This is a genomic window from Arthrobacter sp. TB 26, assembly GCF_000427315.1.
In the GTDB taxonomy this organism is placed as follows: Bacteria; Actinomycetota; Actinomycetes; order Actinomycetales; family Micrococcaceae; genus Arthrobacter.
This window is the reverse complement of sequence record NZ_AUPJ01000364.1, coordinates 1-5,107: the sequence shown is the minus strand read 5'-3', so window position 1 is coordinate 5,107 and position 5,107 is coordinate 1. Positions and strand designations below refer to the sequence as shown.

Here is a 5,107-nt window from a genome sequence, read left to right as displayed (position 1 = left end):
GGGCGGCTGCCAGCGGCGCGTCGCGGCCCAACCGTCCGCCGCCGAGCAGTTCGAGGCGTCCGCTCTCCTCGTCACTGCGGGTGTGCCGGATGGCGAGGATGACCATGAGGACAGCCAGGATGGCGGTCATGAAGGCCGTGTATTTGATCAACGACAGCGCACCGATCGAGGTGGGATCGTAGATCCGTCCGAACATCGCCACCATCGAGGCGGTCGCGTTCAGAGCGGTGGCGGCCTCGACGCGGCTTGCCACATCCGGATAGAGCTCGGCTCCGGCCAGTGCGGTCGAGTAGGCGATCAGGGCAAAGCCGACGATCCAGACCGGCAGCATCCAGCGGTCCCGCCGCAGCCCGAGGCGGATCAGGACGCCGGTTCCCGCGAGGGTTTCAGGCATCGCCGGCCCGCCGTCCACCCGGCTCCCGCGAGGTGGGCCGGCCGGGCGAAGCGCCGACAGCCGCCGCCGGAACCCCGGCGGTGATGTCACCGTAGTGGCGCAGGAACAGGTCCTCGAGCGTGGGCGGCTGACTCGTAAGGGACTTCAGTCCCGCCGTCGTCAACGCCTGCATCAGGTGGTTCAGGCCGACGGGCTCGACCTGGGCGTTGACCCGGTGATTCGTCACGACGACGTCGTGCACGCCGGGCAGCAGATCCAGTCCGGGCGGCACCGTTGAGACGTCCGCAGTCACGGCGGTGCGGGTCAGGTGGCGCAGCTGCTCCAGCGGGCCGGTCTCCACCACCTTCCCGGCGCGGATGATGCTGACCCGGTCCGAGAGTGCCTCGGCTTCGCTGAGGATATGGCTGCTCAGCACCACAGTGCGCCCCTGCTCACGCAGTTCGCGGACGCAGCCGCGGAACGCGTCCTCCATCAGCGGGTCCAGCCCGCTCGTCGGCTCGTCCAGCAGGAACAGCTCGGCGTCGGTGGCCAGGGCAGCAACGAGGGCCACCTTCTGCCGGTTTCCCTTGGAGTAGGTGCGCGCCTTTTTACTGGGGTCCAGCTCGAACAGCTCCAGGAGCCGCTCCCGGCGGTCGCGGTCCTGGCCGCCCTGCAGCCGGCCCAGCAGGTCGATCACCTCGCCGCCCGTCAGGTTCGGCCACAAGGCCACGTCCCCCGGGACGTAGGCGAGCCGGCGGTGCAACGTCGCGACGTCGCGCCAGGGATCCAGCCCGAGCACCCGGATGGAACCCGCATCGGAGCGCAGGAGGCCCAGCAGGATCCGCAAGGTGGTGGACTTGCCCGATCCGTTGGGGCCGAGGAAACCATGCACCTCGCCGGAGGCCACTTCGAAATCCAGTCCGTCCAGGGCCGTCACCGACCCGAACCGCTTTACGACGCCGGTCATTTCCACCACACTGCTCATAGTCAACAAGGTACGCCGGATTGACGGGCCCGGACCCCTGCGGAAAGACCTGTATTTGCCGCAGGCGGCCACGGTTGGCGGGCGCTCCCGTGGCTGTGGTTGAGTTGCTCCATGCCATCTCGCTGGTCCGGCCGGGACACCCAGACGCTTTCCGCCGTGGCGATGAGCGCCCTGCTGCTGACCAGCGCCACGAAGCACTTCGACGATCCGGCCTTCTTCGGCCCCGTGGTCCCGGACTTTCTCTGCCGCGACGACACCGGTGAACAGTCCAACAGCCCCCTTGCCGTGCTGTCCCAGGACGAATGGGTGGCGCTCAGCGGCCTGGTCGAGGCGGGGGCCGCCGTCGGACTCCTGATCCCGGCGACCCGTCGTGCCGCAGCCGGCGCCATCGCGGCCATGTTCACCCTCTTCCTCGCCGGCCACCTCGACGCCCTGCGCAAGGCGTACGGCCCGGACGGCACGCCCGCACAGCGCCGCGCGCACACCCTGAGGCTGCCGCTGCAGGCGCCGCTCATCGCCTGGGCCTGGAGCCTGCGGAAACCGGCCCGGCGGTGAGGCTTCTCCAGTCCCCGGCGGTGCGGGTCGGGCTCTCCATCAGCATCGCCACCGGACTTTACGGCGTGTCCTTCGGCGCGCTGTCCGTCACCTCCGGACTCGACTTCTGGCAGACCATGGCCCTGAGCCTGCTGCTGTTCAGCGGCGGCTCGCAGTTCGCCTTCATCGGGGTGGTGGCCGGGGGCGGCTCCGGCGTCGCCGCGATGGGGGCGGCCACCCTGCTGGGCATGCGCAACGGGATTTACGGCATGCAGGTCAACGCCCTGCTGCAGCCTCGGGGCTGGCTGCGGTTCGCCGCCGCGCACGTCACGATCGACGAGTCCACCGCCACAAGCACCGGTCAGACGGATCCGCTCGAGCAGAAGCGCGGCTTCTGGACCGCCGGCCTGGGCATCTTCGTCCTCTGGAACCTGTTCACCGCCGTGGGCGCGCTGGCAGGCGGGGCGCTGGGGGATCCGAAGCAGTGGGGCCTCGACGGTGCCGCCGTGGCGGCGTTCCTGGGCCTGCTGTGGCCGCGGCTCAAAGGCCGCGAACCTGTCGCGATCGCCGTCGTCTGCGCCCTGGCCACCGTGCTGGCCGTACCCTTTGTGCCCGCCGGGGTGCCGATCCTGGTGGCCGCGGTGGTGGCGGCGGCAATCGGCTGGTTCAGCCATGGCCGCAGCGACGAAGGACTGGAACCGGACGTGGACCCGTACGCCGAACACCCGCACACGCATCACTCCGGGGATGCCAAATGACCTTGTGGATGTGGCTGCTGCTCTCCTGCCTGTTGGCATACGGCTGGAAACTGCTGGGGTATCTGGTCCCGGCGAGCGTGCTCCGCGATCCCCGGATGTCCCGGATCGCCGGCACCATGACCATTGGCCTGCTGGCGTCCCTGACGATCGTGAACACCGTGGCCTCGGGCCAGGCGTTGGCCCTGGACGCACGCCTGGGGGCACTGGCCGCGGCCGGTATCGCCCTCGTGTTCCGGGCCCCCTTCCTGGTGGTCGTCCTCGCCGGCGCCGGGGCGGCAGCCGGACTCAGGCTGCTGGGCTGGAACTAGCAGCCCCCACGAGTGCCGCCGTACCGCTCCGTAACGGTCTTTAGTCCCTACTTGCCTCCCGGACCCCGTGGGAGCATTCGGTTATGAGCGACAACGACCAGCCGGATGCCCCTGCGCCCGGCAAAGGCCCGCACCACAAGCCGCACGAGCCGTTCGTTCCGCCGGGGGCCGAATCCACCCGGGAGCTGCGCGAGATGGCACGGCGCCGGCGGGAGGCCGAGGAAAAGCTGCAGCACCACCTGCAGGAAGCCAAAGAGAAGCCGGCGGAGGATTGATGCTGAAAACCCGGCTTTCGGAGCGCCTGCAGGATTTGTTGCTTGACAACGACGTGCTGGAGGATTTCCTCGGGCAGCTGGCCGGCCTGGCCGCCAATTTCGCCGCAGCCGAAACCGGCCGCCCCGTGCGGTGTTCGGTGCGGGTGGCGCGGCACCGTCAACCGGAAGTCCTGGCGGGCAGCCGCGAGGCCCTGACGCTGGAACGGGTGCTGGACGACATAGCGGAGGGCCCGGGGCTGGAGGCCCGGCAGACCGGGCTGGCCGTGCTGGTGCAGGACACGGCGATGGATCCCAGGTGGCGGCGCTACCAGCGGGCAGCTGCCCAGCGCGGGAGCCGCAGCATCCTCGCCGTAGCGATGCTGGCGGACCGGTCCGCGGTCCTGACCTTCTCATCGACGTCTCCCGAGGCTTTCGACGACGACGCGGTGGCCGCCTGCGCAGCTCTGGCCTTCCGCGCCGCCACAGTGCTGGGGCTGGCTGTCCGGCTCGAGTCCGCCAGGGGCCTGAACCGGGACCTGATGCAGGCAATGCGGTCGCGGACCGTGATCAACCTGGCCACCGGCATCCTCATGGCCCAGAGTCGGTGTTCGCAGTCCGAAGCGTTCGACCTGCTGTCCAAGGTCTCCAACACCAGGAACGTCAAGCTCCGGATCGTCGCCGAGGAGATCCTCCGGAGGTTCGACGGCGTGCCGGCCGGGACGGCCTTCAGCGCCTGAGCTCCTACACAGACGCCCCGAGGCCGGCGAGCTTGAGGATGAGCTGCAGCCCGTCGGGCGTTCCGGGCCAGTGCCGGCGCAGTGCGTCCCCACCCGCCCGCGCGATCACGGAACGCAACACGAGAGCCACGATGATCACGTCGTCCGCGTAGCCAATCACCGGCACGAAATCCGGCACAAGGTCGATCGGTGAGAGCAGATAGGCCAACAGCAGGGCAAGTCGAATCCGCACGCCCGCGCCCAGGGTCCTGTCAGCGACCAGCCGCCGCAGGAGTCTCAGCAGGTCCGGCAGCAACCGCAGGGCGTCCTTCATGGTGACCGTTTCCGGGTGCCTGCGCGCATAGCCCCACAGAAGGAGCAGCAGGACGGCGTAGACCAGCAGCAGGCCGCCGGCTGCGCCGAGCACGGTTTCCCATGACACCGGTGCTAGCCGAGGACAGAGTCGAAGGCGGTGCCCGGCAGCGGCGCCTGCGGCGGCAGCGGCCGGTGGGGGCGCTCCGTGCGGATGGCGTCCTCGACGAGGGCGACCGGACGGCGCCACGCATCCGAACCTGCCTCCATGGTGTCCACCACGCCGATCAGCATGGCCAGCAGCCGGATCAGGTCTGTCATCGAAATGTCGCTGCGCAGGGTGCCCTGGCCCTGCCCGCGGCCCAGAAGGACGGCCACGGACTCGATCAGGTCGCCCGTGATCCCCGTGAGCAGTCCGCGGCGGCCGGCGACCGCTCCCAGGAGGTTGGCTTCTTCGCTGGCCACGCCCATCAGCGCGTCAATGACCCGGAAGAGACCGTCGGCGGCGTCGGGCCCGGCGAGGGCCTCCTCGATGACGGGATCGACCAGCAGTCCGAGTTGGCGGTGCAGTGCCGCGAGGACAAGTTCTTCCTTGTCGGCGAAGTTCCTGAAAAGGGTGGCTGGACCAACTCCGGCGGTGACGGCGATGGTCTGCAGCGGCACCTCCGGGCCGTGCTCGCGGAAGCACTGGCGGGCGGCGGTGATGATCTTGTCGACGTTCCGCGCGGCATCGGCGCGGAGCGGCCTGCGGTCTGCTACCCGGTTCATTTGCCAAGGTTAGCAACGCAGGGCCGGGCCGGGGAGATTACTCCCGAGTAGTGACTAATGTGACGGTTTTCGCGGGGGCCCCCGGTCCGAGTCCCGGAC

Annotated in this window: 8 protein-coding genes and 1 pseudogene; 5 read left to right on the top strand and 4 right to left on the bottom strand. The window is 69.6% G+C overall.

The genetic code is table 11. The features are described from left to right. Positions 1-394: pseudogene (locus K789_RS0114095) on the bottom strand (ABC transporter permease); the annotation flags it as partial. Continuing rightward, a complete protein-coding gene (locus tag K789_RS0114090; protein ID WP_024367313.1) occupies positions 387-1,358 on the bottom strand; it encodes an ABC transporter ATP-binding protein in 972 nt (323 codons plus the stop codon). The pseudogene K789_RS0114095 and the gene K789_RS0114090, both read right to left, overlap by 8 nt. Before the next feature lie 111 nt (positions 1,359-1,469). On the opposite strand from K789_RS0114090, the gene K789_RS0114085 reads away from it, so the two are divergent. The 5 genes from K789_RS0114085 to K789_RS0114065 all read left to right on the top strand — a co-directional run bounded on the left by K789_RS0114085 (position 1,470) and on the right by K789_RS0114065 (position 3,949). Next, on the top strand, positions 1,470-1,913 hold the full coding sequence (locus tag K789_RS0114085) for a hypothetical protein (RefSeq protein ID WP_024367312.1): 444 nt from the start codon (positions 1,470-1,472) through the stop codon (positions 1,911-1,913). After that, positions 1,910-2,650 carry an AzlC family ABC transporter permease gene (locus K789_RS0114080; protein WP_024367311.1) on the top strand — a complete coding sequence of 247 codons (741 nt, stop codon included), beginning with the start codon at positions 1,910-1,912 and terminating at the stop codon, positions 2,648-2,650. The genes K789_RS0114085 and K789_RS0114080 overlap by 4 nt, the downstream gene beginning before the upstream one ends. Next, positions 2,647-2,958 (top strand): AzlD domain-containing protein, encoded by a 312-nt coding sequence (locus K789_RS0114075; RefSeq protein WP_024367310.1) that lies wholly within the window; start codon positions 2,647-2,649, stop codon positions 2,956-2,958. The genes K789_RS0114080 and K789_RS0114075 overlap by 4 nt, the downstream gene beginning before the upstream one ends. Positions 2,959-3,041: 83 nt before the next feature. Beyond that, positions 3,042-3,233 carry a hypothetical protein gene (locus K789_RS0114070; protein WP_024367309.1) on the top strand — a complete coding sequence of 64 codons (192 nt, stop codon included), beginning with the start codon at positions 3,042-3,044 and terminating at the stop codon, positions 3,231-3,233. Next, entirely contained in the window at positions 3,233-3,949 is a 717-nt protein-coding gene (locus K789_RS0114065) for a GAF and ANTAR domain-containing protein (protein ID WP_024367308.1), read from the top strand. The genes K789_RS0114070 and K789_RS0114065 overlap by 1 nt, the downstream gene beginning before the upstream one ends. 4 nt (positions 3,950-3,953) lie before the next feature. Here the strand turns inward: K789_RS0114065 and K789_RS0114060 are convergent, their stop codons facing one another. Both K789_RS0114060 and K789_RS0114055 read right to left on the bottom strand, forming a co-directional pair. Continuing rightward, positions 3,954-4,370 carry a YkvA family protein gene (locus K789_RS0114060; RefSeq protein ID WP_024367307.1) on the bottom strand — a complete coding sequence of 139 codons (417 nt, stop codon included), beginning with the start codon at positions 4,368-4,370 and terminating at the stop codon, positions 3,954-3,956. A 5-nt stretch (positions 4,371-4,375) separates the two neighbouring features. Next, the gene (locus K789_RS0114055; RefSeq protein ID WP_024367306.1) at positions 4,376-5,008 is read right to left on the bottom strand and encodes a TetR/AcrR family transcriptional regulator; all 633 of its coding nucleotides are present in this window, start codon (positions 5,006-5,008) and stop codon (positions 4,376-4,378) included. Positions 5,009-5,107 lie beyond the last annotated feature (99 nt).

What these genes read in the sequence shown, in the direction of transcription:
- K789_RS0114055 (WP_024367306.1), bottom strand. Translation starts at nt 5,008, where the DNA reads ATGAACCGGGTAGCAGACCGCAGGCCGCTCCGCGCCGATGCCGCGCGG.
- K789_RS0114085 (WP_024367312.1), top strand. Translation starts at nt 1,470, where the DNA reads ATGCCATCTCGCTGGTCCGGCCGGGACACCCAGACGCTTTCCGCCGTG.
- K789_RS0114090 (WP_024367313.1), bottom strand. Translation starts at nt 1,358, where the DNA reads ATGAGCAGTGTGGTGGAAATGACCGGCGTCGTAAAGCGGTTCGGGTCG.
- K789_RS0114065 (WP_024367308.1), top strand. Translation starts at nt 3,233, where the DNA reads ATGCTGAAAACCCGGCTTTCGGAGCGCCTGCAGGATTTGTTGCTTGAC.
- K789_RS0114070 (WP_024367309.1), top strand. Translation starts at nt 3,042, where the DNA reads ATGAGCGACAACGACCAGCCGGATGCCCCTGCGCCCGGCAAAGGCCCG.
- K789_RS0114075 (WP_024367310.1), top strand. Translation starts at nt 2,647, where the DNA reads ATGACCTTGTGGATGTGGCTGCTGCTCTCCTGCCTGTTGGCATACGGC.